Here is a 24,947-nt window from a genome sequence, read left to right on the forward strand (position 1 = left end):
TGTACGAGGGGGAGCCGGCGGCCCGGCCGCCTCCTTGAGAGGAAGAACAGTCAACCGGCGCAGGCGGGACGGCGGCAGAGCGCGCACGGCACGGATATATGCACTTGTTTCACACCCCGTGCGAAGCCCGCTCCACTACTCTGGGCCACACCGAGCCAACGGAGGGGCCCATGCAGCCCAACACCCTGCTCGACGCGCTGCTCGACGAGGCGGGCATCTCGCACGCGGGTCTGGCTGCCCGTGTGAACCAGGCGGGCCGGGCGAGAGGCCTCTCGCTTCGCTACGAACACACGGCCGTGGCACGCTGGTTGAAGGGTCAGCGCCCGCGGGGCCGGGTGCCGGACCTGATCTGCGAGGTGCTCGCCGTACGGCTGCGCCGCCCCGTCACCCTCGACGACATCGGACTCGGCGTACCGGGGGAGACCGCGGTCCAGCACGGGTCCCCGCTCTCCGGCTTCGTGGAGCGTGCCACGGCGCTGTGGCGCTCCGACGAGCAACAGCGTCCCCATGTCATCGGCGCGCCTGCGGTCACCGGCACACCGGCCGTGATGCCCGTGTGGGAGTGGGAGAACCCGCCGGAGGACGCGGACGTGTCACGCGACGGCCGCACCCGGGTCAGCATGGCGGACATCACGATGCTCCGCGCGGCCCGGGCCCACTACGAGCTGATGTACCGCAAGGCCGGGGGAATCGCCACCCGCTCCCGGATCGTCGGCTTCCTCGACAGCGAGGCGGCCCCGCTGCTGCGTGGCGCCTACAGCGACGCCCTCGGCCGCCAGTTGCACCGGGCGACCGGTGGTCTGGTGGCCGTCGCGGGCATCTGCGCCTACGACTCGGACGCCCACGGGCTCGCACAGCGCTACTTCCACCAGGCGCTGCGGCTGGCGAAGGCGAGCGGCGACCGGGGACTCGGCGCGTACGTGATCGCGTTGCTCGTCAACCAGTCCCTGTTCATGGGGGAGTACCGGCAGGCGGTCGCCTTCGCCGAGGCGGCGCTGCGGACGGCCGGCCGGCAGATAACCCCGGCGCTGGCCACCGACCTCTACGCGATGCAGGCGAAGGCGTACGCCCATCTCGGCGACGGGGGCGCGGCACTGGGCCGGATCCGGCGGGCCGAGGAGGAGGCGGAGCGGATCCTCCCGGGGCACGAGCCGGACGAGACGGACTACGTGCAGCCGGGACTGGTGAACGTCCAGGTCGCCGAGGCGCTGCAGTGCATGGGGGAACTGGGGGCGGCCAGGGAGCACGCCGACGCGGCGGCCGCCGTGCCGTCCCACGACCGCGGCAGGGTGCACCGGCTGGCCGTGCTCAGCCAGATCGAGCTGAGGCAGGGGGAGGCCGAGCGGGCGGCGCGGACGGCCGTCGAGATGACCGAACGGGCCGGGGGGATGGAGTCGCTGAGGCTCAGGGACCGCCTCCGGACGGTGCGGGCGCACCTGGCGGCGAACGGCTCCGCCCAGGCCGCCGAAGCGGCCGAAGTCATCGAAGGGGCCCTGCGCGTACCCATGTGAGCCCTCCTGCGCCTCCTGTGAGCGTTCCCCTAGGCCCAAGCTCCTGCTGCGATATTGCCATCTACTTGTCGGAAGGTGGCATAACCGTGCAGTGGACGAAGCTGAGCGAGCAAACCGTCTATGAGAACCGCTGGTTCAGGGTCAATCTCGCGGACGTCGAGCTACCGGACGGCCGGCATCTCGACCACTTCCTGATCCGGCTACGCCCGGTCGCCGTCGCGACCGCCGTCAACGAGGCCAACGAGGTCCTGATGCTCTGGCGGCACCGGTTCATCACCGACAGCTGGGGCTGGGAGCTCGCCGCGGGCGTCGTGGAGGACGGCGAGGACATCGCCTTCGCCGCCGCCCGGGAGATGGAGGAGGAGACCGGCTGGCGCCCCGGACCGCTCCGGCACCTGATGACCGTGGAACCGTCCAACGGGCTGACCGACGCCCGGCACCATCTCTACTGGTCGGACGGAGCCACCTACATCGGCCCTCCCGAGGACGACTTCGAGTCCTCGCGCCGTGAGTGGATACCGCTGAAGCTGGTCCCGGACATGGTCGCCCGCGGCGAGGTCCCGGCCGCCAACATGGCGGCGGGGCTGCTGCTGCTGCACCATCTGCGCCTGGGATGAGCGGGGGCGGGTACCCGGTGGGCCCCGACGGCTCCGTACCCGTGCCGGGGCCCTGGCGGCGCTTCCACGCCCTAGCCGCCGGCCGCCTGCCAGACCGCGGCCGCCAGCGCGCCCAGTGCGGTGAGCGCGGCGACCGCGGGCAGGGGCCATCTGGTGTGCTCGAGCGTCACCACTCGCGCGGCCAGATCGTCGAGGTCCCGGTCGATCCGGTCGTGGCGCTGGGCCAGCAGGGCGAGGTGCCCGTCGATACGGGCGAGGCCGACGTCGAGGGAGCGGCGCAGTTCGGCGTACTCCTCGACGGCGGCTAAGTGATCGGGGTCGGTGGTCACCTGTCTGCTCCTGTTCGGGATGGTCGTCCGGTGGTCCCTCGGCCGAACGATCCCGAGTCAACACTCCCCGGTGGGAGCCGGGGAGCGTGTGCGCACGGCATATGCGGACACGCCCCTCACACCCCGTGTGAAACACCTGTGCGAATCATGCGGCGCGTACCGCGCTGCACGGCGCGGCGACCGGACGCGACGAGGCGGATGCGACGCGGCTCCGGACGCACGGCCCGACCCGGGAGCGGAGGCGGCTCGGGCGTACGGCCCGGCTCACGAGTAGGTGTAGAAACCCGAGCCCGTCTTCCGGCCGAGGCGCCCCGCGTCCACCATCCGCTGAAGCAGGGGCGGAGCGGCGTACAGCGGCTCCTTGAACTCGGTGTACATGGAGTCGGCCACCGAGGCGACCGTGTCCAGCCCGATCAGGTCCGACAGCTTCAGCGGCCCCATCGGGTGGGCGCAGCCGAGCTCCATGCCGTTGTCGATGTCCTCCCGGCTGGCGATCCCCGACTCGAACATCCGGATCGCCGAGAGCAGGTACGGGATGAGCAGGGCGTTCACCACGAAGCCCGAGCGGTCCTGGGCGCGGATGGCGTGCTTGGCCAGCACCTGCTCCACCACGGCCTCGGAGCGCTTGATCGTCTCCTCCGACGTGGTCAGTGCCGGGATCAGCTCGACGAGCTTCTGCACCGGTGCCGGGTTGAAGAAGTGGATGCCGATGACCTGGTCGGGGCGGGAGGTCGCGACGGCCAGCTTCACCAGCGGGATCGACGAGGTGTTGGAGGCCAGGATGGCGTCCCGGCTGGTCACCACCTGGTCCAGAACCTGGAAGATCTCGGTCTTGACCTGCTCGTTCTCCACGACCGCCTCGATGACGAGGTCGCGGTCGGCGAACTCCCCCAGGTCGGTGGTGAAGGTCAGCCGCTCCAGCGTCGCGCGGTGCTCCTCCTCGCTGATCTTGCCGCGCTCGGCAGCCTTCGCGAGGGAGTTGTACAGTCGCGTCCGGCCGATCTCCAGGGCTTCGCCGGTGGTCTCGGCGACCTTGACCTCGAGTCCGCTGCGGGCGCACACCTCGGCGATGCCGGCGCCCATCTGGCCACAGCCCACCACTCCGACGCGGGATACGCCGGCCACAGTGTCGGTCACATCGTGCCTTTCGCTGATCTCGGTGCGGCGGGCCCCGTATGGTTCCGGCGCCCGCCTCGACGCCACGACGTTACTCCGCCGGTGCGTGTGGACGGGTGCCCGGGGCGGGCATGCTGTGCGCGGACGCCCGCGAACGCGCGGCGCACGGCGGTGCGGAGGCTCGGTACATGACCCGGCATATGAGGCAGATCACTCGGCGGGGATTCGTCACGGCGGCCGGCGCACTCGCCGCGCTGGGCATGGCGGCGGACGCGGCCGCGGTGCCCTCCCGGGCCCGCCGGCGGGGCTGCCCCCAGGAGTTCCGGGGGATGTGGGTGGCCACGGTCGCCAACCGCGACTGGCCCTCCCGGCCCGGACTGACCGCGGCCCGGCAGCGTTCGGAGCTGCTGGGCCTGCTCGACCGCGCGGTGGCCTGCCGACTGAACACCGTGATCCTCCAGGTGCGGCCGACCGCCGACGCGCTGTGGCCCTCCCCGTACGAGCCGTGGTCCGCGTATCTGACCGGTGTGCAGGGACGGAACCCGGGGTGGGACCCGCTGGGCACCGCCGTCACCGAGGCCCATGCGCGCGGACTGGAGCTGCACGCCTGGTTCAACCCCTACCGGGTCGCCGGCCACACCGACCTCGGCCGTCTCGCGGCGAACCATCCGGCCCGCCGGCACCCCGAATGGGTGCTTCCGTACGGTGGAAAGCTCTACTACAACCCCGGTCTCCCGGAGGTCAGGGCCTTCGTGCAGGACGCGATGCTGCACGCGGTCGGGCGCTATCCCGTCGACGCGGTCCACTGGGACGACTACTTCTACCCCTATCCGGTCGCGGGCCAGGTCTTCGACGACGACGACGCGTACCGGCGGTACGGCGGGGGGTACGTGGACAAGGCCGCGTGGCGCCGCAGCAATATCGATCTGCTGGTGCGGGAGACGGCCGCACGCATCAGGCGCATCGACCCCGGGATCCGTTTCGGCGTCAGCCCGTTCGGGGTCTGGCGCAACTCCTCCACCGACCCGCTCGGCTCCGCCACGCGGGCGGGCGTGGAGACGTACGACGACCTCCACGCCGACACCCGGAAGTGGGTCCGCCAGGGCTGGATCGACTATGTGATCCCGCAGCTGTACTGGAACATCGGTTTCGCGGCCGCCGACTACGCGAAGCTGGTGCCCTGGTGGGCCGAGGTGGCCCGGGGCACCGGCGTGGACCTGTTCGTCGGAGAGGCGCTCTACAAGGCCGGCGATCCCGCTCAGCCCGCCGCCTGGCAGGACCCGGCCGAACTCTCCCGGCACCTCAGCCTCGCCTGCCGCCACCCGGAGGTGCGCGGCCACTGCTTCTTCGCGGCGAAGGAGGTCGTCGCGGACCGGATCGGCGCCATGGCCAGGGTGGTGACCGACCACTATCCGACCCGGGTCCGGCCGCCGCGCTGAACCCCGGGCCCGGGACTCGGATCAGGACTGCTGGCGGTGGCGTACGACGCAGTCGGGGCCGGGTGACATCAGGCACTCGTGACCGTCGTCCTCGAACCGGACGCGGTAGGGCGGGGTGCCCTTGTCCCCGAGTACCTCGACGACTTCGGCCGTCCGGTCGTGCTGACCGACGACACGGCCGTGCACGAGCAGCTTGTCTCCCACACTCGCTTCCATCCTGCCTGACCTCCTTGACGGGGGTTGACGGTATTCAGAGTCTACGTCCCGATGTATGACTTGTGTCACCCTCGGATGCTCGTCCGCTGGGTGACCGCGATGCAGACGAGAACGGCGACGGCGGCGACCGGAGCGGTGGGGGAGAGGGGCTCCGCGAGCAGCAGCACGGACCAGACGAGGGTGAGCAGCGGCTGGGCGAGTTGCAGCTGACTGGCCCTGGCGATGCCGATCGCCGCCATACCGCGGTACCAGACCCAGAGCCCGAAGAAGGTCGATCCCGCGGCCACCCAGAGCAGCCCGGCGAGCCCCTGCACGCTCGGCCGTACCGGTTCGGCCATCAGGGCGAACGCCGACCCCACGAGGCCGAGCGGCAGGCACATCACCAGGGCCCAGCCGACCACCTGCCAGCCCGGCATCAGCCGGGCGAGCCGGCCGCCCTCCGTGTAGCCCGCGGCACAGACCAGCAGTGCCCCGAACAGATACAGGTCCCCGGTCGAGACGGTGCCGCCGCTCTGGGTCAGGGTGAACCCCAGCACCACGGCCGCACCGGCGAGGGCAGCCGCCCAGAACGTCCGGGACGGCCTGCGGCCCGTGCGCACGGCGGCGAAGGCGGCGGTCGTCAGCGGCAGCAGACCGACGACCACCGCGGCGTGCGACGTGGTCGACGTCCGCAGCGCGAGGGTCGTGAGGAGCGGGAAGCCGACGACCACTCCGCCGGCGACCACCAGGAGGGAACCCCGGTGGCGCCGCTCGGGCAGCGGAGCCCGGAGCGCGAGCAGAAAGCTTCCCGCGACGACGGCGGCGAGGACGCTCCGTACGCCGACCAGCGACCAGGGCCCGAAGGACTCCAGTCCCCAGACCGTGGACGGGAACGTGAGGGAGAAGGCGACGACGCCGAGCGACGCGAGCAGGGTGCCGCGCCGGGAGCCGTGCCGGGCCGCCGCTGCCGAGGTGCACGGCCCCTGCGGCGGCGGATCGGTGACCGCTACCGCGTCGCCCGCAGTAGCGCTATTCTGTACTCTCATGCAAGAGCGTAGCAGTGTCGCCGATCTGGTGAGATCCCTGAAAGGGGACCTCAACCGCTACTCACCCGGTGAGAAGCTGCCATCGAGTCGGGCACTGGTCGAACGGCACCGTGTCTCACCCGTCACGGTCTCCCGCGCCCTGGCCCGGCTCGCCGCCGAGGGGCTCGTCGTCACCCGCCCGGGAGCCGGGGCCTTCCGGGCGCAGCCGAGGACGGATCCCGCCACCGTCGACACCTCCTGGCAGGAGGTCGCGCTCAGCGCGGACGCCGCCGAGGCCGTCCCCCGTGCCGTGGACGCCGCCGGCGTGCTCGTCACACTCGCCGCGCCCCCGCCCGGCGTCATCGAGTTCAACGGCGGCTATCTGCACCCCTCTCTCCAGCCCGAGCGGGCGATGGCCGCCGCGCTCGCCCGTGCCGGCCGGCGCCCCGGCGCCTGGGGCCGTCCCCCGACCGACGGGCTGCCCGAACTCCGCGACTGGTTCGCCCGCGGCATCGGCCCGGGCTTCACCGCCGCCGAGGTGCTGGTGACCGCCGGTGGCCAGTCCGCGCTCACCACCGCCCTGCGCGCCCTCGCCCCGCCCGGCACGCCGGTACTCGTGGAGTCGCCCACCTACCCGGGGATGCTGGCCATCGCCCGGGCCGCGGGGCTGCGGCCCGTGCCGGTGCCCGCCGAACCCGCCCACGGCGTCCGCCCCGACCTCCTCGCCGAGGCCTTTCGCGCGACCGGCGCCCGGATCTTCGTCACCCAGCCGCTCTTCCAGAATCCGACCGGGGCCGTGCTCGCCCCCGACCGCCGCGGTGAGGTGCTGGGGATCGCCCGCGCCGCCGGGGCTTTCGTCGTCGAGGACGACTTTGCCCGGCGCCTGGTCCACGCCGACGCCGGCCCGCTCCCGGCCACGCTCGCCGCAGACGACCCCGCCGGAGTCGTCGTCCACGTCTGCTCCCTCACCAAGGCGACCTCCCCGAGTCTGCGCGTCGGCGCCCTCGCCGCGCGCGGACCCGTCCTGGAGCGCTTGCGGGCCATCCACGTGGTCGACAACTTCTTCGTCCCCCGGCCCCTTCAGGAGACCGCGCTCGAACTCGTCGGTGCCCCTGCCTGGAACCGCCACCTCCGCTCGGTCGCCGCCGAGTTGAAGACCCGCCGCGACACCATGACGGCAGCCCTGCGCCTGAGGCTGCCCGAACTCGCCCTGCCGCACGTCCCGGCCGGCGGCCACCACCTCTGGCTGCGCCTGCCCGACGGAACCGACGAGACCGCTCTCGTCGCCGCGGCACTCCGCGCCGGCGTCGCCGTGGCACCGGGCCGCCCGTACTTCAGCGCCGAACCGCCGGCCGGGCACATCCGGCTGAGCTTCGCCGGTGTCGCCGGGGCGGCCGAGATCACCGAGGGGATACGGCGGCTGCGCACCGCATGCGACGAGACCCTGGATCGCGGGACGGGCTGACGGGACGGGCCGGGCGGGCCCCGGACCGGCGGGGCGCGCGGCCGGTCGGTGAGGGTCGGGTGCGGGCGGCGTACGGACCGGGTGCGGGCCCGGCCTGCGGTACGCACCGCCGGGCCCCGGGCGTCCGCGGCCCCGCCGCTGACAGCCGCCCCCGATGCTGCGAAGGTGCGGGGACGAGCGACACGACCGTCATCTCCGGCGAGTACGAGATCTCTTCCGACCCGGCCCGCCTCGACCCCGCCCGGATCCACCACTGGCTCTCGACCGACGCCTACCGGGCACTCGGCCGCAGCCGGAAGCAGCAGGACCGGGCCATTGCCGGCTCGCTCAACTTCGGGGTCTACGACCGGGCTTCCGGCGAGCTCGTCGCGTACGCGCGCGTGGTGACCGACCACGCCACCTTCGCATATCTGTGCGATGTCCACGTCGACAGGGCCGTGCGCGGCAAGGGGCTCGGCACCGGCCTGGCCGAGGCGGTGCGCGACCGTCTCGCCCCGCTCGGACTGCGGCGCGTCGTCCTCGCCACGGACGACGCGCACGGAGTCTACGAGAGGGTCGGCTTCGCCCCGCTCGCCGACCCGGAGAAGTGGATGGCGCTCAAGCCGCTGTGACCGCCGTCAACGGTCAGTAACCCCTCTTGACCTGGGGAGCGTCCGGTACCACGATCCCGCCATGAGTGTTCGGGTCACCCTTGTCACCGCCGCGCGTTGCGCGTCACGGCTGGCCGAGCGCTTCGACGACGACCGGCCCCTGGACCAGGCCGGCTGGTACGAGGTGCAGCTCGCCGCACCCGCGCTCGTTCCGCTGGGCGGGGCGGAACTGCGCTACTGCTCGCCGACCGCCCGCAGCCGGGCCACCGCCGACGCCCTCGGCTACGCCACGCTGGCGCAGCCCGCGCTGAGCGACTGCGACATGGGCCGGTGGCGCGGTCATACGCTTGCCGAGGTGGCGGCGGTGGAGCCGGGCGCGGTGGACGAGTGGCTCGCCGATCCGCGCTCGGCGCCGCACGGCGGCGAGCCCCTGCTGGGCTTCATCGCCCGGATAGGGGGCTGGCTCGACACCAGGCCCGCCGACGACGGGAGCTCGGTGCTGGCCGTCGCCGAGCCCGCCGTGGTCCGCGCGGCACTCGTGTACGCGCTGAAGGCGCCACCCGGGACGTACTGGAACGTGGACGTACGGCCGCTGTCCACGGTGGTGCTGACCGGCCGACCGGGCCGCTGGAACCTGCGGCTGGACACCGGCGGGTGACGCCGCGACGGTCCGCTGCCGCTGCCCGACGTGATGCCGGCCAGGCGAAAGATGTCCGTGGGCGAACTCGCCGAGCGCGTGGGCATCACCCCGCCAACCCGGCGGTGCTCAAGAACGGCCGCGCCGAACCCCGCGCTGCCGCCGCCGTCCCTGGCCGACCTGCTCGACGATGACGACTGGCTCGTGGTGCGGGCGGCGGCCGCGATCCCTTCGCTGCCCCTCACCGTGATGACCCGGCTCGTGCAGTGATTCCGAGACCCGGCCCGCCCGCCCGCAGAGGGGAACGGGCCGACGAGTCCGGCCCGTCCGGGGACGCGCCCGGCGGTGCCCTCGACCGCCGCTCCGGCCGGGGTGCCGGTTCCGCCGCGGGGAACGCCTTGCCGGCGGCGACGGAGCCCGGCGGGGGGTTCGGGGTCAGGGCCGGATGTCGTCGCAGGCGATGGGCAGATGCCGGGGGCCGCGAAGGACCGCGTTGCGGCGGTACGGCGGCGGGTCCTCCAGCAGCCGGGGGTTGTGCAGCCTGCGCGCCAGATGACTCAGCGCGAGCTGTGTCTCCTGGCGCGCGAGCGGCGCGCCGAAGCAGATGTGGATGCCGCTGCCGAAGCCCAGGTGCTCGATGTCCTCGCGGTCCGGATCGAAACGGTCGGGGTCCGCGAAGCGCTGGGGGTCCCGGTTGCCCGAGCCCGGCACCAGCCACACCGCGGCCCCCGTGGGGATGGTGACGCCACCGATGTCGATGTCCGCGACGGCGGTGCGGTTCGGCAGGAGCTGCACCGGCGGTTCGAAGCGCAGCAGTTCCTCCACCAGGGGCACGGCCAGCCGCGGGTCTTCGCTCAGCCGCCGGAGGACCTGCGGGTTGCGCAGCAGGGTGAGCATCCCGTTGGTGATCAGGTTGACCGTGGTCTCGTGGCCGGCGATCAGCAGCAGGGCCGCAGTGGTGATGGCCTCGACCGTCGACAGCGTGTCCACCGCCCCAGAGGCGGCCGCGAGCTCGGAGAGCATGTCGTCGCCCGGCTTGCGGCGGCGTTCCTCGAGGAGTCCGGCGAGATACCCGCCCAGCTGCAGTTGGGCGTCACGGGTCCGTCGGTTGCGTTCCGTCGGGTCTTCCCCGGGCATGGGGTCCAGGCTGGCCGCGATGGTGTCCGCCCACGTGTGGAAGCGCGCCTCGTCCTCGCGGGGGACGCCGAGGAGGCGGCAGATCGCGGTGACGGGGAACGGGTACGAGAACTGCTCCACGAGGTCGATCCGTCCCGCGTCCTCGATGCCGTCGATGAGCCCGGTGACGACCGCCTCGAGTTCACCGCGCATCTCGTGGACGCGCCGGGGCGAGTGGGGCGGCCCGAACGAGCGGTTGGTGATGGTGCGCAGCCGGTCGTGCTCCGGGGGGTCCAGGCGCAGGAACGGTGTCGGCAGGTTCGAGGCCCCGTCCTCTTCCTGGGACAGGCCGTACACGTCCCGCACGGTGCGCCTGCGCCGGTCGGAACTGAGCCGGGGATCGTGCAGGAGGCTCAGGATCTCCCAGTAGGTGCTGACGACGTAGGTGCCGCCTCCGTCGTGGAGCACCGGCGTCTTTCTGAGCTCCGCGTACAGGGGGTAGGGGTTCGCGCGGTTGTCGTAGTCGAGGATCTGCCGGATCAGCGGTTGTGTCATGACGAGTCCTTGGAAGTCCCTGACGGGTCGGTGCCGGGCGGGCCCGTCGGCATACCGCGCCGGGAGAAACGAGGGAGGGGCGGTCGGTGGCCCCGCCGGCCCGAGGGCGGCCTGCGGGGCGCCGCATGACGACCCTGCCGTTTCCGGCACCTGGCCGGGCGACTGCCGCCCGTCCGCGACAGGCGGGGGCAGGCCGATCCGCCGTCCGTCGTCCCCCGCGCCGAGCGGTCGTGGACGAGGGGAGCGAGGACGACCCGTCCGCCGCCTCCATCACCACCAGGATGATGGCCCGCGGCCGACTGTGCGAACGGGAGCGCGACGGAGCCCGTCCGCAGGTGGGACCGGATCACCTCCGGCCCCACCCGCCAACGGTCCGTCGGTGCGACGCCGGGTGCGGACCCGCGTGGACTCAGGCGAAGCGCTGCCGCGCCGAGCCGTCGCACGGGCGCAGGCGCAGATCGCCCCTGGCGGAGGCCAGTGTCAGGCACAGGTGCTGCGCCTGCCTCGGGCTGATGGTCTCGCCCCTCAGGACGAACCGCTGGTTGGGCCCGCCGTGGCAGTTCCACAGGTGCGGCGAGGCCCCCGCCGAGTAGTCGCTGCGGGGCACGTCCAGGCATCGGTCGTGTGTGAGCGCGCTGTGCAGGGAGCCCCGTTCCCCGTCGTACCACCACTCCTGGTTGCGGCCGCCGTGGCAGTCCCAGCCACCCACGTCCGAACCGTTCGCGGTCTTCGAGCGGCCCACGTCGACGCAGCTGCCGGTCGCCCGGTTGCGCAGCGGACGGAACATGTCGTCCCACGCGCCCTCGTAGAGCACGGGCTGTGAGGTGCTGGCCGGGTCGGCACAGCTCGCCTCGCGCCAGTCGACGGCGTACAGCTGGGTCAGGCAGGCCGCGAACGCGGCATGTCCGCGCCTGTTCGGGTGGAAGGACTGCCGGACGGAATTGGCGTTCGGGGGGAAGGGGTTGAGCAGGTCGATGTGGAGTCCCCGCGCCCACGCACTGTCCATGCACACCTCATGCCCGTGGAAGAGGCGCGAGTTGTCGAGGTAGACCGCGCCGGCCCCCCGCGCCGCTTCGCGCATCCCGCGCTCGAACGCGGGGACGGCCTGGTCGCGGCCCCAGGCGGCGTCGGAGTCGTGACCGGTGCAGCCGCCGAGCAGCTTGCCCTTGAAGCCGGGGTTGTCGTACACGTCCGGGCCCACGGGGCTCGGGTAGCCCATGACGACGAGTTTGTAGGCGGTGTCCGCGTACCCGGCGTCGCGCATCACGGTCCGCAGGTCCCGTGCCGCTTTCTCGACCTTGGGCCGCAGTCCGTCGACCCGTGCCTGCCAGCCGGGGGCGTAGGTGGGCGCGCAGGTTCCCTTGAACAGGAACCAGTGCTTGACGCAGTCGGTCATGACGGACCCGAAGCGCAGGTCGTCGTTGGCTCCGACGACCAGCAGCACCATGGTGACGGTGGTGTTCCGTGCCTTGATGGCGAGGTGGTCGCTCTGCACGAGCTCGTCGTCGTGCTGCCTGCTGCCGCCTATCACGATGTGGCCGGTCCGGGCTCCGGAGCAGGCGAGGTTGTACGTGGTGTCGGTGGCGATACCGGTGCGGTGGATCGCCGCGTCGGGTGAGCGATGGCACCAGTTGTCGGGCCCGTTGGTGCCCCGCTCGTATATGCCGATGCCTTCCCCGGAGATCTCGCTGTCGCCGAGCGAGACGATGGAGGTCCTGCGCTCGTCGAACGGGCGCTCGGCGGGGTTGCCGTAGAGCGCTGCGGCTTCCGCCGCCCGGATGCGCTCCAGTTCCGCAGGCAGCGGTGCCGAGACGGCCGGCCGGGTGCCGGTCCCGGCTGCCGACGCCGTGGCGGTCAGGCCGCCGAGTACGACGGCCGAGGCGACGACGGCAACGAGCGTACGTCGGAGCTTGCGTCTTCCGCGGTGCATGGACGTCCTCCTGTCCGTTGAACGGGTTACCGCCGGTTTCTACGGGTGGGTAAGGCCGGTGGGAACGCCGAGAACGAGACAAAAGAGGCCGGTTCGCGTCGTACGCCGTGGCCGCGGTCCACCTGTACGGTCCGACTGCGCCGTCGGGCTGGACAGTTCACGAGCCGTTGGGTAAGTGGTGTGCGCACGAGCCGACGGCACCTCGGGACGACCCTGCGGCCGCCGCTCGTCGGCGAGCGCCGGGGCGTCGCCGCACGGGGGACGACCGTGCCGGCGCACGCAGATCCCCGGGGGCCGCCGTCCGGTCCTCGCCCAAGGAGTGAGATGACTTTCACCGTCACCGAGTACGCCGACCGCGTCTGGAACGGCGAGATCGACGACAGCATCGTGAGCACCCCGAAGAGCGGCGCCGGAGTGATCGACGTCGTCGACGGCGTCGGATGGCGCCCGGGGTTCGGCAACGTCTTCGCGTTCCGCGCGGCCGGCGAGCTGCTCCTGTTCGACACGGGCAATCCGTATGACGCCTCGGGCCTCCACCAGGACCTGCGCCGGTGGAGCAAGATGCCGGTCACCACCGCGGTCTTCTCGCACGGCCATGTCGACCATGTGGGTGGGACCGGCCCGTTCGACGCCGAGGAAGGCCCGGCGCTCACCGTCGTCGCGCACGAGATGACCGGGGCGCGCTTCGACCGGTACCTCCTCACCAACGGCTACAACGCGGTGATCAACCAACGGCAGTTCCAGCTTCCGGGCCTGACCTGGCCCACCGAGTACCGCCGCCCGGACGTCACGTACCGGGACGGCATGACCCTCACGACCGGCGAGCTGACCTGCGAGCTGTTCCACGTCCGCGGCGAGACCGACGACGCGACCGTGGCCTGGTTCCCCCGGTGGCGCATCCTGTGCCCCGGCGACATGTTCATCTGGCTCGCCCCGAACTGCGGCAACCCCCAGAAAGTGCAGCGCTATCCGCGGGAGTGGGCCCTCGCGCTGCGTCGCATGGCCGCCCTGGACGCGGAGATCATGCTTCCCTCGCACGGCGCGCCGGTCTTCGGCGCCGATCGCGTCCGCCAGGCGCTGGAGGAGACGGCGGAATGGCTGGAGAGCCTGGTGGAGCAGACCCTGGCGGGCCTCAACGCGGGTGCGCGGCTGGACGACCTCCTGCACACGGTCAGCCCTCCGGCCCATCTGTCCGGCAGGCCGTACCTGCGGGCCGCGTACGACGAACCCGAGTTCGTGGTGCGCAACCTGTGGCGCCAGTACGGCGGTTGGTACGACGGCAACCCGGCCCGGCTGAAGCCCGCTTCCGACGCCCGGCTGGCCACCGAGCTCGCCGGGCTCGCCGGCGGGGCCGGGGTGCTGGCCGACGCCGCGCGGCGCCACGCCGACGCCGGCGAGTTCCGGCTGGCCGGGCACCTCGCGGAGCTGGCCGTGCTCGCCGAGCCCGACAGGGCGTCCCTGCACCGTGTGCGGGCGGAGGTCTACGAGGCACGGGCGGAGGAGGAGGCGTCCTTGATGGCCAGGGGCGTCTTCCGCTGGGCCGCTTCGGAGTCGCGGCGCAAGTGCGAGGAGGACACCCGAGGGCCGGCCGCGTGCGGGGGAACGGAGTCGCACGGGGCCTCTGCGTCGGAGTAGCCGCCGCGCCTTTGCCCGGGCCCGCCGCTCGACGGCCCGGGGACCGGGCGAGGGGTGCGGGCGAGCGGGAGGGACAGCGCCGCACCCGCCAGTCCGGTCGCCAGCGTGCCGGCGGCCAGGGCCTGCTCCCCGCGCTGGAGCCCCCACGCCGCCAGCAGGGGGGAGAGCGTCCCCGCGGCGGCGAGGACGGTGCCCCAGACCCCCTGGTAGCGGCCGCGCCGGTCCGGGGGAGCCAGCTGCCGGAGGATGTGGGACGTGGCGACGAACCACGCGATCTCGCCGGGGGCGCACGCCGCCGCGGCCACGGCGAAGCCGGACGTCGTACGGGCGAGTGCCGCCGCCGCCATGGGGACGGCGACGGCCACCGACGCGACCGCCACCATGCCCGGCATCGAGCGCCCGCCGGCGGCCCATCGGCTCAGCCAGGGTGTCATGGCGGGGGTGAGCGCGATGACGGCGGCGGAGTTGACCAGTGCCGTGAGGCCGTAGGCCTCGGGGGAGAGACCCCGGGCGGCCATCATCATCGGCACGGCCGCGGCCATGCCGACCAGGGCCGTCATCGTGGCCAGGCCGGAGGCGAGCAGGAGCGCCAGACGCCCGGTGAGCCGGACGCCGCCGCTTCGGCTCGTTCTCGCGCGGCTTGCGCGGCCCCGGCGGTCGGCCGGCAGCCTGCGCAGCGCGCCCACGGCGAAAGCCGCGCACGCCGTCGCGTTGACCCAGTAGAGGGCGTCGACGCCCCACCGGGCGGCCAGCAGGCCGCCGAGGCCGCCGGCGACGAGGGCGCCGCCGTTGACCACCAGTCCGTACCGCAGCGCGTTGACCTTCGCACGCCGTCCGGGATCCGGTACGAGTTCGTCGATCGCGGCGCCGACCACCACGCGCGGTGCGTCGAAGACGAGGCCCAGCGCCAGGGCACCGGCGATCAGCAGGGCCGGCGACGACGTGGCCGTCAGCAGGGGCAGCACCGCGGCGGAGACCAGTGCCGCTGCCACCAGGGTCGTCCGCCGGCCGACGCGGTCGAGCAGTCGGCCGCACGCGGCCTGTCCGCTCATCCAGCCCGCACCGAAGGCGGCGAGCACGACGCCGGCGGTGTCCGGCCCGTGCCCCTTCCCGGCGAGCAGGTAGCTCAGGAACGGGTAGGCGAAACCGGCCGCACGCAGGAGCAGCATCCCGGCAAGGAGCAGCCGGAGCTCCTGGGGGCACCAGGCGCGCAATCCGGCGGCCCGCCGGCCGGCCCCGGCCGCGAGGGCACGGACACGCACCCGGCGTGTGCCCTTCGTCATGGTTCGAGGGCGACCGCTCCCAGCCGCGCGAGGGTCTTCACGGCCTTGACGGAGTCCTCCGGTGCGGCGTTCGGCACGAACCGCCCGGCCGGCACCACCGCGCCCGCGGCGCAGGACCGCAGGGCGTCGGCCACGGATCGCGGCACGGCCACCGTCTTCCCGTCGAACCGCACGCCGACGCGGTCCCCGGCGGCGCTCTGCGTGAACGAGAAGTCGGCGTGGGCCGCCCGCACGGGAGTGGACGCGTCCGTCTCGTCCACGGCCGCGGCGGAGGCGAAGCGGTGCCCGGCCGCGATTCCCTCGGCGTCGCGACCCTCGGCCGTGAGACGTGCGACCTCCGCGCGCGGGTCGATCGCCCGCAGGCGCTCCACCAGGAGCTCGATCCGGTCCTTGAGGGCCGCCGCCTGCTCTTCCGTCGTCTCCTCGGTCAGATGGGGGAAGCCGCGGTGCTCCGGGTCGGCCGGCATCGCCTCGGCCACCGTGGAGCGCAGCAGTTCGGGCCAGGTGCGCGGTGTCACGGTCACGGTCAGGTGGAGCGAGACCGAGTCCTCGGCGGCGGCCACATGGGGGGTGCCGCTGGGCAGGTACATCACGTCGCCGGGCCGCAGGGTCACATCGAGCAGGGGCTCGCCCAGATGCTCGGCCCGGTACTCCTCACCCACCTTGTAGGGGCGGCCGTCGGGCCTGAGGACCTCGGCCGTGGGCCAGACCCTCCACCGCTTGCTCCCGTGCAGGTGGATGACGAAGGTGTCGTTGGGGTCGTGGTGGATGACGAACCCCTGCTGCCCTGCCGGGGTGAGGAAGGCGAGGGAGTCGCTCCGGGTCGCGAACCTCTGCGCCAGCATCGCGTTCAGCGCGCGGAGGTTGGGCCGGAAGTGGTTCATGGAGTGCCACACGACGCTGGCTCCCGTGCGGAAGTGCTCGTACACGCGCTCCGGCACGACGCGGTCGGGGATGTACTTCCGCTGTACGCGCAGCGGTTGCGTGTAGGTGCCCTCATGGATCAGATCACCGCGTTTGACCAGTCTCAGGTACTGGGTGCGCAGGGCCTCCTGATGGAGGCAGTCGTCCAGGTCCGCCACCGAGAGGAGTTCCTCCGGCGGGCCGGTGAGTGCCTCCCTCCGCAGGAGGGGGGACCTGCCGAAGTGCTCGGCGAAGAACCTCTCCTCGTCGCCGACGAGAGAGGCGAACGTGGGTACGTACATGGGTGGCTCCTGTCCACAGGGGGCTCCGCCGGGAAGTCCGGGCTTCCGGCAAGGGGTGCCGACGGCCGGGGGTGGCCCGGGGCGTACGGGCCACCCCCGTCGCCGCTACGGGACGTACTGGGTGATGAGATCGTCCGTTTCGGACTCGATCAGCTCGATTTCGATGTCCGTGTTCATGTCCGTGTTCATCTCCATGTCGCACACCTCCTTCGGGGGGAACTGGACCGGCGCGGCGTCAGGACCGCGCCGGCCATGGCTCCACCCTGGCGGGTCCGGGCGCCCCGGGGCCTCGTGCGATCGGCGGACCGGCCGGTGGAACGTCCGGTCCGCCTGTGGGGGGACGGCACGGTGCCGCGCGCGCCTCGGAACCCCTCGTCGAACGCCGCGGTCGGCCTCGAAGGGACCTCGGCGACCGATGTCCGGCCCGCTCGGCGCGCACGACGCACCCCGGGCACATTGCGCACTGACGGATCATCAGTTCCCTGAGTCGGCGGCCCCATTGAATACTGAGTTGAACTCAACTTAGGCTGAGGGCGTGACCACGCCCACACGCCCCCGCGGTGCCGCCTCGCGCGCCCTGCTGCTGCGTGCCGCGGCCGAGGAACTGGCCGGGAACGGGACGCTGGAGGTCGCTGCCGTCGCCCGCCGTGCCGGAGTCAGCGTCGGCCTGCCCTATCGCTACTTCGGCACCCGGAGCGGGCTTCTCATCGCCGTCGTCGAGTCCTTCTACGAACGGCTCGCGGAAGCCTGCATGCTGCGCGGGTACGACGATCCGACCTGGGTCGAACGGGAGTCGCGGCGGGTTCGCGACTTGGTCGGGTTCCTCTACGCCGAACCACTCGCCCCGTTGGTCCTCGGCGGGCACGCCGGCGACGGCGAGGTGGCCGCCTTCCAGACGCGCCGGCGCTCCGTCCTCGTCGAACTGGCGGCGCGCAACATCGCCCGTGCCCAGCGCACGGGGGAGCTCCCGCCCCGAAGCGACCCCGAGCTGCTGGCCGCCGCCACCCTTGCGGGAGCCGCCGCCATGGTCTCGGTGGCCCTCACCCGCACCCCGCGCCCACCCGCCGAGGAGGTGACCGCCCAGGTGTGGGCCTTCCTCCGCGGCGCGGTGAACCCGTCCGGCCCCGCCGCCTGAGAGGACCCACGCCGTGCCCCCGACCCATGATGCCCTCCGTCGTGCAGGCGGCGATCGCGTCTCGACGCCGGAAGGCCTCGCCGCAGACCTGGCTGCCGGGTACCCGCGCGCCCCCGGCGCGGGCGCACGGGTCGACCGTGCCACCGTCGAGGGCGACCTCGCCGCCGTCGCGCGCGACGGTTACGTGCTCCTCCCCGAGCTGCTCACCCCCCGGGAGTGCGCCGAGATCAGGCAAGCCGTGACGCCGCTGCTCGACAGGACCGGCCGCAACGCCTTCGAGGGCCACCGGACACAGCGCGTCTACAGTCTGCTCAACAAGACCCGCTGCTGCGACCGGCTCGTCGAGCACCCCAGGGTCCTGGCCCTGCTGGACCGGCTGTTCGAACCCGGCTACCTGCTGTCCCAGCTCCAGGTCATCAACATCACCCCGGGCGAGCACGCCCAACTGCTGCACACCGACGACGCGTTATACCGTTCACCGCGCCCGCGACCGCCTCTCGGAGCGGCCACGATATGGGCCGTCGACCCGTTCACCCACGACAACGGGGGCACCGTCGTCCTGCCGGGCAGCCACCTCTGGGGCGACGACCGCCGCCCCGGCGGCCGTGACCCCCGCATGACGGCCGTGATGCCCCCCGGCTCCTGCCTGTTCTTCGTCGGCACCCTGTGGCACGGCGGCGGCGCCAACCGCTCGGGGGGCGACCGCCTCTCCCTGACCGCCCAGTACTGCCAGCCCTGGCTGCGGCCGCAGGAAGCCTTCACCCTCTCCGTCACGCGCGAGACCGCCAGGACGGTGTCCGAGGACATCCGGCGCATGATCGGCTACAGCGTCCACCCCCCGTTCATCGGCATGGTCGACGGCATGCACCCTCGACGCCTGCTGGAGGCGCGGCCCTCCGCCTCGCGGCCGGCGGGCGGGTGACCGGCCGTGCTCGCGGAGCCCGGGCACCGGCGCCCGGGCTCCGCGAGCACGGCCGCCCGCATCCTGTGGACTCCGGGGTGCGGCCCCCGGTCTCGCGGAGCCCGGGGTGGGTGCGGTGATCGCCGAGATCGTGGCCCCCGCGCTGGGGATCGCCCTGTCGCCCTTCCCGCTGGTGCCCGCGATCCTCCTGCTGCTCAGCGCGCGGGCGCGGCAGAACAGCAGTGCCTTCGTCGTCGGCTGGACGGTCGGGGTCGCCGGTGCGGCCGTCCTGTTCACCCTGCTGACCTCCGTCGTCGAGATCGCCGGGGAGCCGCCCGCCTGGGTCTCCTGGGGGCGGATCGGCCTGGGCGGCCTGCTGGTCCTCCTGGGCGCGGGCCTGTGGAGGCGGCGGAGGCGAAGGGGAGCGAAGGCGGATCCGGCGTGGATACGGGCGCTGGAGACCGCCACCTGGCCGAGGGCCCTGCGGCTGGGCCTGCTGCTCTCGGCCGCCAACCCGAAGATCCTGGCCCTGATCGCGGCCGGTGGCGTCGCGATCGGTTCGGCCCGGCCGACGGCTGCGGGCAGGGCGGGCTCCCTCGCCCTGTTCACGCTCATCGCCTCCGCAGGCGTCGCCCTTCCGCCGTTGCTGCGCCTGCTCGCCGGGGAGCGGATCCTGCCACCGCTGGGGCGGGCCATGGACTGGCTGAAGGTCCACAGCGCCGCCGTCGTCGCCATCGTGATCGGCTTGATCGGGATCATGCTGGTGGCGAAGGGCGCCGGTGGGCTGTGACGCCGTTCGCGGCCGAGCGCGCCCGTCGGGCCGCCGAGCCGCTCCCGGCTGCGTCGCGTCAGCGCCGGGCATTCCTCGTACGGCTCGGTTCACCCCGTACGGCCACACCGAGCGAAGTGCGGTCCGCGGTATCGGCCGGTCACCCTCCGCGCGGCTCTCACCGTCCGCTGCCGACACCCCGTGCCGCGATTCGAGATCCGGAGCGCGAGCACCCGGGAGTTCTTGCTCATGCGCACCCCGGGCGGCGGACGCTCGTCGGCCGACGTGGCACGTGGGTCCGGGAGAGATCACTCCATTGCATAAAACTGCACTGATGCGTATAGTCATGCCATCACGTACGGAGGAAACCGATGGCACTGAGCGCAGCAGTCGCAGGAGCGAGCGGATATGCGGGCGGGGAACTGCTCCGGCTGCTCCTCGCGCACCCCGGGGTCGAGATCGGGGCCCTGACGGCCAACTCGAACGCCGGGCAGCGGCTCGGCGCCCTGCAGCCCCATCTGCTGCCGCTCGCCGACCGGGTGCTCGCGGCCACCACACCCGATGTGCTCGCCGGACATGACGTGGTGTTCCTCGCGCTGCCGCACGGCCAGTCCGCCGCGGTCGCAGAGCAGCTCGGCGACGATGTCCTGGTCGTCGACATGGGCGCCGACTTCCGGCTGCGCAGCGCCGCCGACTGGGAGCGGTTCTACGGTTCCGCGCATGCCGGGACCTGGCCCTACGGCCTGCCGGAACTGCCGGGAGCCCGCGCCGCGCTGGAGGGGTCCAGGCGCATCGCGGTGCCCGGTTGCTATCCCACCGCGGTCTCGCTCGCGCTGTTCCCGGCGTACGCGGGCGGCCTCGCCGAGCCCGAGGCCGTGATCACCGCCGCCAGCGGCACCTCCGGCGCCGGCAGGGCGCTCAAGCCCCATCTGCTCGGCTCCGAGGTCATGGGCTCCATGAGCCCGTACGGTGTCGGCGGCGGCCACCGGCACACCCCGGAGATGATCCAGAACCTCAGTGCGGTGGCGGGGGAGCCCGTCACCGTGTCCTTCACCCCCACCCTCGCGCCCATGCCCCGCGGCATCCTCGCCAGCTGCAGCGCCAAGGCAGTGCCGGGCACCACCGCCGAGGCCGTGCGCGCCGCGTACGAGAAGGCCTACGCGGACGAGCCCTTCGTGCGCCTTCTCCCCGAGGGGCGGTGGCCGGCCACGGCGTCCGTCCAGGGTTCCAACGCCGTCCAGGTCCAGGTCGCCCTGGACGCCGCCGCCGGCCGCATCATCGCGATCAGCGCCATCGACAACCTGACCAAGGGCACGGCGGGCGGCGCGGTCCAGAGCATGAACATCGCCCTCGGTCTGGACCAGACCACGGGCCTTTCCACGATCGGAGTGGCACCTTGAGCGTCACCGCTGCACAGGGATTCACGGCGGCCGGGATCGCCGCCGGGATCAAGGAGAACGGCAACCCGGACCTGGCCCTCGTGGTCAACGACGGACCCCGCCACGCCGCCGCCGGCGTCTTCACGTCCAACCGTGTCAAGGCCGCCCCCGTCCTCTGGTCCGAGCAGGTGCTCAAGGGCGGTGAGGTCTCCGCGGTCGTCCTCAACTCCGGCGGGGCCAACGCCTGCACCGGTCCCAAGGGCTTCCAGGACACCCACGCCACCGCCGAGAAGGCCGCCCAGGTCCTGGAGGGCCACAGCGCCGGCGAGATCGCCGTCGCCTCCACCGGCCTCATCGGAGTCCTGCTGCCCATGGACAAGCTGCTGCCCGGCATCGACAAGGCGGCGGCCGAACTGAGCGCCCACGGCGGCGAGAAGGCCGCCATAGCGATCATGACCACCGACACCGTGCACAAGACGGCCGTCGTGACCCGGGACGGCTGGACCGTCGGCGGCATGGCGAAGGGCGCGGGCATGCTGGCCCCCGGCCTCGCCACCATGCTCGTCGTCCTCACCACCGACGCCGACGTGGACAGCGCCGGTCTGGACGAGGCCCTGCGCGACGCCACCCGCGTCACCTTCGACCGGGTCGACTCCGACGGCTGCATGTCCACGAACGACACCGTGCTGCTCCTGGCCTCCGGCGCATCCGGGATCACTCCGGACCACGACGAGTTCGCCGACGCCGTACGGGCCGTCTGCGACGACCTCGCCCGCCGGCTCATCGGCGATGCCGAGGGCGCCAGCAAGGACATCCGCATCGAGGTGGTCAACGCCGCGAGCGAGGACGACGCCGTCGAGGTGGGCCGCTCCATCGCCCGGAACAACCTCCTCAAGTGCGCCGTCCACGGCGAGGACCCCAACTGGGGCCGCGTCCTGTCCGCCATCGGCACCACCGGGGCGGTCTTCGAGCCGGACCGGCTCAACGTCGCCATCAACGGCGTCTGGGTGTGCCGCAACGGTTCCGTCGGCGAGGACCGCGAGCTGGTCGACATGCGGTACCGGGAGGTGCGGATCACCGCCGACCTGGCTGCCGGGGCCGAGTCCGCCGTCATCTGGGCCAACGACCTCACCGCCGACTACGTCCACGAGAACAGCGCCTACTCCTCCTGAACGAGCCCTTCCGCTCTCCCGGAGGGGATTCCGCGGAGGCCGGAGCGCGGAGGCGGGCCCGGGCCCGGCCCCGGGCGCGTTCGAGCCCGAGCCCGAGCCCGGAAGCGAGTCCCGGGCGAGCGAGCAGTGAAGTGAGTTCTGAGCGAGACCCGAGAAAGCCGGAGCCGATGAGCACCCGCAAGCACACCGCACTTCCCAAGGCGCAGACGCTGATCGAGGCGCTGCCCTGGCTCACCCGCCACCACGGCAAGACGGTCGTCATCAAGTTCGGCGGCAACGCCATGGTCGACGACGAGCTGAAGGCCGCCTTCGCCCAGGACGTGGTGTTCCTGCGGCACGCCGGACTCAAGCCCGTCGTCGTGCACGGCGGTGGGCCGCAGATCAGTGCCCAGCTGGACAGGCACGGCCTGGTCAGCGAGTTCAAGGCCGGACTGCGCGTCACCACGCCCGAGGCCATGGACGTCGTCCGCATGGTGCTCGCCGGACAGGTCCAGCGCGAACTGGTGGGGCTGCTCAACCAGCACGGCCCCCTCGCCGTCGGCCTCACCGGCGAGGACGCCCACACCATCACCGCCACCCAGCACCGGCCCACCATCGACGGCGAACTCGTCGACATCGGCCGGGTCGGAGAGATCACCGAGATCGACACCGGCGCGATCAGGGCCCTCCTGGACGACGGCCGGATCCCCGTCGTCTCCTCCATCGCCCGCTCCGCCGACGACGGCCACGTCTACAACGTCAACGCGGACACCGCCGCGGCCGCGCTGGCCGCCGCGCTCGGCGCGGAGACGCTGATGGTCCTCACCGACGTGGAGGGCCTCTACGAGGACTGGCCCCGCAGCGACGAGGTGATCAGCCGGCTCACCGCCACCGAGCTGGAGAAGCTCCTGCCCGAGCTCTCCAGCGGCATGGTCCCCAAGATGCAGGGCTGCCTCCACGCCGTGCGCAACGGCGTGAACACCGCGCGCGTCATCGACGGCCGGGTGCAGCACTCCATCCTGCTGGAGATCTTCACCGACGAGGGCATCGGCACGATGGTCGTGCCCGACGGGACCGAAGGGGGACCGGCATGAGCGACGCATCCGCCAACCAGCGGCTCTCACAGCGCTGGCAGGGCTCGATGATGGACAACTACGGCACCCCGGCGCTCTCACTGGTGAGCGGTGAGGGAGCCAGGGTCCGGGACGCGGACGGCACCGAGTACCTGGACTTCGTCGGCGGCATCGCCGTCAACGCGCTCGGCCACGCCCATCCGGCCGTCGTCGAGGCCGTCACCCGCCAGATCGGCACGCTCGGCCATGTGTCGAACCTGTACGTCGCCGAGCCGCCCGTCGTGCTCGCCGAGCGGCTGCTCCGGCTGTCCGGACGCCCCGGCCGCGTCTTCTTCTGCAACTCGGGCGCCGAGGCCAACGAGGCCGCCTTCAAGATCGGCCGGCTGACGGGCCGTCCGCACATGGTCGCCACCCAGGGCGGCTTCCACGGCCGGACGATGGGCGCGCTCGCGCTCACCGGCCAGCCGGCGAAGCAGCGGCCCTTCCTGCCGCTCCCGGGAGACGTCACCCACGTGCCGTACGGGGACGCCGACGCGCTGCGGGCCGCCGTCACCGAGGACACCGCCCTGGTGGTCGTCGAGCCGGTGCAGGGCGAGAACGGCGTGGTCGTACCGCCGCCCGGCTATCTGCGGGCCGCGCGGGAGATCACCCGCGCCACCGGGACACTGCTCGTGCTCGACGAGGTGCAGACGGGCATCGGCCGGACCGGCCACTGGTTCGAGTACCAGGCGCACGAGGGCGTCGACCCGGACGTCGTCACCCTCGCCAAGGGACTCGGCGGCGGCCTGCCGCTCGGGGCCGCCATCGCCTTCGGCCCGGCCGCGGAGCTGCTCCGGCCCGGGCAGCACGGCACCACGTTCGGCGGCAACCCGGTCGCCTGCGCCGCCGGGCTCGCCGTCCTCACCGCCCTCGACGGCACGCTCGACGAGGTCAAGCGGACCGGGGAGAGGCTGAGGGACGGGGTCGAGTCGCTGGGGCACCCACTGGTCTCCCACGTCCGCGGGGCGGGCCTGCTGCTGGGTATCGTGCTCACCGAGCCTCTCGCCGCCCAGGTGCAGCAGGTGGCTCAGGGTGCCGGAGTCCTGGTCAACGCGCCCGCCCCCGACGTCGTACGGATCATGCCGCCACTGATCATCGGCGACGCGGAGGTGGACGCCTTCCTCAGGGTGCTCCCGGGCATCCTCGACGAGACACGCGGGGACGGACGAGCCGGAGAATGAGACGACGATGACCGATGCGCAGGGCACCGAGAACTGGGCGTCCCCCCAGACGGAGTCTGGGGGAGGGCCGTCCGTGCCGCAGACCCGCACGGCCCGCCACCGCCGGATCGTGGACATCCTCAACCGGCAGCCGGTGCGCTCCCAGAGCCAGCTGGCCAAGCTGCTCGCCGACGACGGGCTGAGTGTCACCCAGGCGACCCTCAGCCGCGACCTCGACGAGCTCGGGGCGGTGAAGATCCGGAACACCGGTGGAGAGCTCATCTACGCGGTGCCGAGCGAGGGCGGATTCCGCATCCCGCAGGCCCCGTTGGGGGAGTCCGCCAAGGAGGAGCGGATGCGCCGCCTCTCCGGTGAGCTGCTGATCTCCGCGGAGGCCTCGGCGAACCTGGTGGTCCTGCGTACGCCCCCGGGCGCGGCCCAGTTCCTCGCGTCGGCCATCGACCAGGCCGAACTCCACGCGATCCTCGGCACGATCGCGGGCGACGACACGCTGCTGCTCATCTCCCGCGATCCGGCGGGCGGCCAGGCCCTCGCGGACCATCTGCTGCGACTGGCACAGAGGGAACGCTGACCGGCCCGGCCGGCCGCGGCCGCGCACCCGGCGCGACCGCAGCCGGCCGCACCGGCGACGGCCCGCGAAAGGCCGCGCCGCCCGACTGCCCGCTTCCCGG

At 72.9% G+C, this 24,947-nt stretch carries 22 protein-coding genes and 2 pseudogenes; 16 read left to right on the forward strand and 8 right to left on the reverse strand.

Features of this window, described 5'->3' with window-relative positions; genetic code table 11:
- Nucleotides 1-170: 170 nt before the first annotated feature.
- Nucleotides 171-1,511, forward strand: a complete 1,341-nt coding sequence (locus FEF34_RS31775) for a transcriptional regulator (protein WP_138056238.1) — start codon at nt 171-173, stop codon at nt 1,509-1,511.
- A gap of 86 nt (nt 1,512-1,597) precedes the next feature.
- Nucleotides 1,598-2,128 (forward strand): NUDIX hydrolase, encoded by a 531-nt coding sequence (locus tag FEF34_RS31780; RefSeq protein WP_138056239.1) that lies wholly within the window; start codon nt 1,598-1,600, stop codon nt 2,126-2,128.
- Nucleotides 2,129-2,199: 71 nt separating this feature from the next.
- Here FEF34_RS31780 and FEF34_RS31785 read toward each other — a convergent pair whose 3' ends face one another.
- On the reverse strand, nt 2,200-2,457 hold the full coding sequence (locus FEF34_RS31785; RefSeq protein ID WP_138056240.1) for a hypothetical protein: 258 nt from the start codon (nt 2,455-2,457) through the stop codon (nt 2,200-2,202).
- A 264-nt stretch (nt 2,458-2,721) separates the two neighbouring features.
- Complete coding sequence (locus FEF34_RS31790) at nt 2,722-3,582, reverse strand: 3-hydroxybutyryl-CoA dehydrogenase (protein WP_199800758.1); 861 nt, start codon at nt 3,580-3,582, stop codon at nt 2,722-2,724.
- A gap of 251 nt (nt 3,583-3,833) precedes the next feature.
- On the opposite strand from FEF34_RS31790, the gene FEF34_RS31795 reads away from it, so the two are divergent.
- A complete protein-coding gene (locus FEF34_RS31795) occupies nt 3,834-5,012 on the forward strand; it encodes a glycoside hydrolase family 10 protein (RefSeq protein WP_456114793.1) in 1,179 nt (392 codons plus the stop codon).
- A 21-nt stretch (nt 5,013-5,033) separates the two neighbouring features.
- Here the strand turns inward: FEF34_RS31795 and FEF34_RS31800 are convergent, their stop codons facing one another.
- Both FEF34_RS31800 and FEF34_RS31805 read right to left on the reverse strand, forming a co-directional pair.
- On the reverse strand, nt 5,034-5,228 hold the full coding sequence (locus tag FEF34_RS31800; RefSeq protein WP_138056243.1) for a DUF1918 domain-containing protein: 195 nt from the start codon (nt 5,226-5,228) through the stop codon (nt 5,034-5,036).
- 65 nt (nt 5,229-5,293) lie between these two features.
- The gene (locus FEF34_RS31805) at nt 5,294-6,253 is read right to left on the reverse strand and encodes a DMT family transporter (protein ID WP_138056244.1); all 960 of its coding nucleotides are present in this window, start codon (nt 6,251-6,253) and stop codon (nt 5,294-5,296) included.
- On the opposite strand from FEF34_RS31805, the gene FEF34_RS31810 reads away from it, so the two are divergent.
- From FEF34_RS31810 to FEF34_RS43345, 4 genes and pseudogenes are all read left to right on the forward strand, one after another.
- A complete protein-coding gene (locus tag FEF34_RS31810) occupies nt 6,252-7,697 on the forward strand; it encodes an aminotransferase-like domain-containing protein (RefSeq protein ID WP_138056245.1) in 1,446 nt (481 codons plus the stop codon). The two genes, FEF34_RS31805 and FEF34_RS31810, sit on opposite strands and share 2 nt — an antisense overlap.
- A 191-nt stretch (nt 7,698-7,888) precedes the next feature.
- Entirely contained in the window at nt 7,889-8,308 is a 420-nt protein-coding gene (locus FEF34_RS31815) for a GNAT family N-acetyltransferase (protein ID WP_138057849.1), read from the forward strand.
- Nucleotides 8,309-8,369: 61 nt separating this feature from the next.
- Nucleotides 8,370-8,945, forward strand: a complete 576-nt coding sequence (locus tag FEF34_RS31820) for a histidine phosphatase family protein (RefSeq protein WP_138056246.1) — start codon at nt 8,370-8,372, stop codon at nt 8,943-8,945.
- A 33-nt stretch (nt 8,946-8,978) separates the two neighbouring features.
- Nucleotides 8,979-9,073 (forward strand): annotated as a pseudogene (locus tag FEF34_RS43345) (helix-turn-helix domain-containing protein); the annotation flags it as partial.
- A 286-nt stretch (nt 9,074-9,359) separates the two neighbouring features.
- On the opposite strand, the gene FEF34_RS31825 reads toward FEF34_RS43345, so the two are convergent.
- The gene (locus FEF34_RS31825) at nt 9,360-10,595 is read right to left on the reverse strand and encodes a cytochrome P450 (protein WP_138056247.1); all 1,236 of its coding nucleotides are present in this window, start codon (nt 10,593-10,595) and stop codon (nt 9,360-9,362) included.
- 409 nt (nt 10,596-11,004) lie between these two features.
- Nucleotides 11,005-12,525: a ricin-type beta-trefoil lectin domain protein gene (locus FEF34_RS31830; RefSeq protein WP_138056248.1), complete on the reverse strand. Its 1,521-nt coding sequence runs from the start codon at nt 12,523-12,525 to the stop codon at nt 11,005-11,007.
- A gap of 324 nt (nt 12,526-12,849) precedes the next feature.
- On the opposite strand from FEF34_RS31830, the gene FEF34_RS31835 reads away from it, so the two are divergent.
- Nucleotides 12,850-14,160, forward strand: coding sequence for an alkyl sulfatase dimerization domain-containing protein (locus FEF34_RS31835; protein ID WP_138056249.1), 1,311 nt, complete (start codon nt 12,850-12,852; stop codon nt 14,158-14,160).
- Between the two features lie 314 nt (nt 14,161-14,474).
- On the opposite strand, the pseudogene FEF34_RS44015 reads toward FEF34_RS31835, so the two are convergent.
- Together FEF34_RS44015 and FEF34_RS31845 are read right to left on the reverse strand one after the other, a co-directional pair.
- Nucleotides 14,475-15,443 (reverse strand): annotated as a pseudogene (locus FEF34_RS44015) (MFS transporter); the annotation flags it as partial.
- Nucleotides 15,440-16,648, reverse strand: a complete 1,209-nt coding sequence (locus FEF34_RS31845; RefSeq protein WP_138056251.1) for a JmjC domain-containing protein — start codon at nt 16,646-16,648, stop codon at nt 15,440-15,442. The pseudogene FEF34_RS44015 and the gene FEF34_RS31845, both read right to left, overlap by 4 nt.
- A gap of 535 nt (nt 16,649-17,183) precedes the next feature.
- Between FEF34_RS31845 and FEF34_RS31850 the strand changes: the two genes are divergently transcribed.
- The 8 genes from FEF34_RS31850 to FEF34_RS31885 all read left to right on the forward strand — a co-directional run bounded on the left by FEF34_RS31850 (nt 17,184) and on the right by FEF34_RS31885 (nt 24,847).
- On the forward strand, nt 17,184-17,783 hold the full coding sequence (locus FEF34_RS31850; RefSeq protein ID WP_138056252.1) for a TetR/AcrR family transcriptional regulator: 600 nt from the start codon (nt 17,184-17,186) through the stop codon (nt 17,781-17,783).
- A gap of 13 nt (nt 17,784-17,796) precedes the next feature.
- Nucleotides 17,797-18,705, forward strand: a complete 909-nt coding sequence (locus FEF34_RS31855; protein ID WP_138056253.1) for a phytanoyl-CoA dioxygenase family protein — start codon at nt 17,797-17,799, stop codon at nt 18,703-18,705.
- 106 nt (nt 18,706-18,811) lie between these two features.
- Nucleotides 18,812-19,474, forward strand: coding sequence for a GAP family protein (locus FEF34_RS31860; protein ID WP_138056254.1), 663 nt, complete (start codon nt 18,812-18,814; stop codon nt 19,472-19,474).
- Between the two features lie 350 nt (nt 19,475-19,824).
- On the forward strand, nt 19,825-20,853 hold the full coding sequence (argC, locus tag FEF34_RS31865) for an N-acetyl-gamma-glutamyl-phosphate reductase (protein ID WP_138056255.1): 1,029 nt from the start codon (nt 19,825-19,827) through the stop codon (nt 20,851-20,853).
- Nucleotides 20,850-22,004 carry a bifunctional glutamate N-acetyltransferase/amino-acid acetyltransferase ArgJ gene (argJ, locus tag FEF34_RS31870; protein ID WP_138056256.1) on the forward strand — a complete coding sequence of 385 codons (1,155 nt, stop codon included), beginning with the start codon at nt 20,850-20,852 and terminating at the stop codon, nt 22,002-22,004. The genes argC and argJ overlap by 4 nt, the downstream gene beginning before the upstream one ends.
- A gap of 167 nt (nt 22,005-22,171) precedes the next feature.
- Nucleotides 22,172-23,077, forward strand: a complete 906-nt coding sequence (argB, locus tag FEF34_RS31875) for an acetylglutamate kinase (protein ID WP_138056257.1) — start codon at nt 22,172-22,174, stop codon at nt 23,075-23,077.
- Nucleotides 23,074-24,276, forward strand: a complete 1,203-nt coding sequence (locus FEF34_RS31880) for an acetylornithine transaminase (protein ID WP_138056258.1) — start codon at nt 23,074-23,076, stop codon at nt 24,274-24,276. The genes argB and FEF34_RS31880 overlap by 4 nt, the downstream gene beginning before the upstream one ends.
- A gap of 7 nt (nt 24,277-24,283) precedes the next feature.
- The gene (locus FEF34_RS31885; protein ID WP_138056259.1) at nt 24,284-24,847 is read left to right on the forward strand and encodes an arginine repressor; all 564 of its coding nucleotides are present in this window, start codon (nt 24,284-24,286) and stop codon (nt 24,845-24,847) included.
- The last annotated feature ends 100 nt before the right edge of the window (nt 24,848-24,947 follow it).

Origin of the sequence: Streptomyces marianii (assembly GCF_005795905.1) — a bacterium.
GTDB lineage: Bacteria > Actinomycetota > Actinomycetes > Streptomycetales > Streptomycetaceae > Streptomyces > Streptomyces marianii.

Bases quoted from the DNA above. Each gene is read 5' to 3' on its own strand.
- FEF34_RS31775 (WP_138056238.1), top strand. From the start codon at position 171: ATGCAGCCCAACACCCTGCTCGACGCGCTGCTCGACGAGGCGGGCATC.
- FEF34_RS31795 (WP_456114793.1), top strand. From the start codon at position 3,834: ATGGCGGCGGACGCGGCCGCGGTGCCCTCCCGGGCCCGCCGGCGGGGC.
- FEF34_RS31800 (WP_138056243.1), bottom strand. From the start codon at position 5,228: ATGGAAGCGAGTGTGGGAGACAAGCTGCTCGTGCACGGCCGTGTCGTC.
- FEF34_RS31810 (WP_138056245.1), top strand. From the start codon at position 6,252: ATGCAAGAGCGTAGCAGTGTCGCCGATCTGGTGAGATCCCTGAAAGGG.
- FEF34_RS31805 (WP_138056244.1), bottom strand. From the start codon at position 6,253: ATGAGAGTACAGAATAGCGCTACTGCGGGCGACGCGGTAGCGGTCACC.
- FEF34_RS31820 (WP_138056246.1), top strand. From the start codon at position 8,370: ATGAGTGTTCGGGTCACCCTTGTCACCGCCGCGCGTTGCGCGTCACGG.
- FEF34_RS31825 (WP_138056247.1), bottom strand. From the start codon at position 10,595: ATGACACAACCGCTGATCCGGCAGATCCTCGACTACGACAACCGCGCG.
- FEF34_RS31830 (WP_138056248.1), bottom strand. From the start codon at position 12,525: ATGCACCGCGGAAGACGCAAGCTCCGACGTACGCTCGTTGCCGTCGTC.
- FEF34_RS31835 (WP_138056249.1), top strand. From the start codon at position 12,850: ATGACTTTCACCGTCACCGAGTACGCCGACCGCGTCTGGAACGGCGAG.
- FEF34_RS31845 (WP_138056251.1), bottom strand. From the start codon at position 16,648: ATGTACGTACCCACGTTCGCCTCTCTCGTCGGCGACGAGGAGAGGTTC.
- argC (WP_138056255.1), top strand. From the start codon at position 19,825: ATGGCACTGAGCGCAGCAGTCGCAGGAGCGAGCGGATATGCGGGCGGG.
- argB (WP_138056257.1), top strand. From the start codon at position 22,172: ATGAGCACCCGCAAGCACACCGCACTTCCCAAGGCGCAGACGCTGATC.
- FEF34_RS31880 (WP_138056258.1), top strand. From the start codon at position 23,074: ATGAGCGACGCATCCGCCAACCAGCGGCTCTCACAGCGCTGGCAGGGC.
- FEF34_RS31885 (WP_138056259.1), top strand. From the start codon at position 24,284: ATGACCGATGCGCAGGGCACCGAGAACTGGGCGTCCCCCCAGACGGAG.